Origin of the sequence: Mesorhizobium sp. M7A.F.Ca.CA.004.12.1.1 (assembly GCF_003997835.1) — a bacterium.
Taxonomy (GTDB): Bacteria; Pseudomonadota; Alphaproteobacteria; order Rhizobiales; family Rhizobiaceae; genus Mesorhizobium.
Genome location: NZ_RZRK01001000.1, coordinates 1 through 1919 on the forward strand (window position 1 = coordinate 1; position 1919 = coordinate 1919).

At 65.2% G+C, this 1919-nt stretch carries 2 protein-coding genes and 1 pseudogene; all 3 read right to left on the reverse strand.

Translation table 11 applies throughout. The annotated features are described in order from the left end of the window. Positions 1-195, reverse strand: a 195-nt coding sequence (locus EN984_RS32805; protein WP_164765842.1) for a Tex-like N-terminal domain-containing protein, incomplete at its 3' end; no start/stop codon positions are given. 127 nt (positions 196-322) lie between these two features. Continuing rightward, positions 323-1504: a serine hydrolase gene (locus EN984_RS32810; RefSeq protein ID WP_127268197.1), complete on the reverse strand. Its 1182-nt coding sequence runs from the start codon at positions 1502-1504 to the stop codon at positions 323-325. Between the two features lie 37 nt (positions 1505-1541). After that, positions 1542-1919: pseudogene (locus EN984_RS32815) on the reverse strand (serine hydrolase); the annotation flags it as partial.

The window sequence follows — 1919 nt, forward strand, 5'->3', positions numbered from 1 at the left end:
CAGATAGGCAAGGCGTTCGGCAAGATCGCGCAATTGCGTGTCGTCGAGCCCGCCGGTGACTTCCTTGCGGTAGCGCGCCACGAACGGCACTGTCGCGCCCTCATCGAGCAGTTCAATCGCCGCGGCCGCCTGTTCGGGCCGCGCGCTGATCTCGGCCGCGATGATGGCTGCAATGCGCTTGATGTCGGATGCCATGTCGTACCTGCTCTCGTCCAAAGAGCGGCGACCATAGGCGCAGACGTCCGGTCCGCCAACCGCCGCGTTTCCATGAGCCCGGCGGGTCCACAGGAAAGCGCGCGCTAATGTGGCGGCCAAGCGAGGATCAGACCATCCGGCTCAGCGCCTCGAAGAAGGCGACGATCTCGACATCGAGCGGATCGTCGACCGGCTCGGGCTGCGACGACATCTTGGCGATCACCACTTTGGTCCTGGGATCGACATACAGCCACTGGCCATGAATGCCGATGCCGCAATAGGCGCCGTTCGGCAAGCCCGTCTGGTACCATTTGTTGCGATAGCGGCCCTTCGGGAACAGCGGCTGCATCGCGCCGCGCTGCCAAGCGTCGGAACTGCCGCCGCTAGCAACCGTATCGCGCACCCAGGCTTCCGGCACGATGCGGCGGCCATTGGCCACCCCGCCTTGCCGCATCATCTCGCCAACACGCGCCAGGTCGCGCGGCGTCACCGAAATACCGCCGGCCGTGCGCGCCGTGCCTTCCATGTCGACGCCGATCGAGGCTTCGCCGACAGCGCCGAGCGGCAGCCACAGCTTCTCGCGCATCAGGTCGGTGAACCGCTGGCCCGACGCGCGCTCGAGCAGCAGTCCGAGCAGGTCGGAATTCGGCGAGCGGTAGCGGAAGGTCTGGCCATGCGGCTCTGCAAGGCGTTGCAAGGTCAAAATGAATTCGCGCAGGCTCTCCGTGCCGCCGCCCGGATTCCACAGCGTGGCGCGACGATAGCGGGCGAAAGCGCTCTCCGGATCGAGATAGGCTTCCTCGAAATCGAGGCTGACGCTCATGTCGAGCACATGCCGCACGCTCGCATCGCCATAGGCCGAGCCGGCGGCTTCAGGGATGTAGGCCGTCACCGGCGCTTCCGGGTCGAATACGCCCTCGCCTTCCAGAATGCCGGCAATGATGGCGGTCAGCGACTTGCTGATCGAAAAGATGATGTGGCGGGCGCCGAAATCCATATGCGGGGCGAACCAGTCGCCGACGATCTTGCCGTCTTTCATCACCGTCAGTGCGTCGGTGCTCGAACGCGCGAGAAATTCAGCCACTGTCTCCGATGTGCCGGCGATCGCGACCTTTTCGCCGAGCAGGCCGCCCATATCGCGCACGGGGGTTTCGACAACGCCCGACGTCGCCGCCACGCGGGCGGTCGGCACCAGTTCGCCGAGGTTCTGGAACGACCACCGGTTGAAGGGGTTCTCGCGCCAGTTGGCGAGCACCACCTGGTTGCGCCGGAAGCCATAGCGGGTCTCGAACACGGTCTTGCCGGTCATGGCGTTTCCTTCCGGGTCGTTTTTTCTTTGTGGGGGCTCAGCGAAGTGCCGTGGCGATAGCGTGCACGGCCTTCAGCGTCGCTATGGAATAGGCACCATTGGCGAAATCCGGCCAGGTCGAAAGCTTCACCACGACCATTCCGGTGTTCCAGTCGATATGGATCATCTGACCGAACACGCCGCGGCACATCAGTGCGCGCGAGCGCGGATCCTCGATCCAGAACTGGTTGCGATAGCTGCCCTCCGGCAGGCTGGGGCTGAAGTCCGGCCCATGCCTGCCGTTGCGCGTCGCCTCGACCCAGCCGGCCGGCACGACGCCGCCACCATTGTCGAGGATCAGCTGGCCGAAGCGGCCATAGTCGCGCAGCGTCGCGTTGAAGCCACCGTCGGCCACCGCATAGCCGGCGCTATCGAC

What these genes read in the sequence shown, in the direction of transcription:
- EN984_RS32810 (WP_127268197.1), bottom strand. Translation starts at nt 1,504, where the DNA reads ATGACCGGCAAGACCGTGTTCGAGACCCGCTATGGCTTCCGGCGCAAC.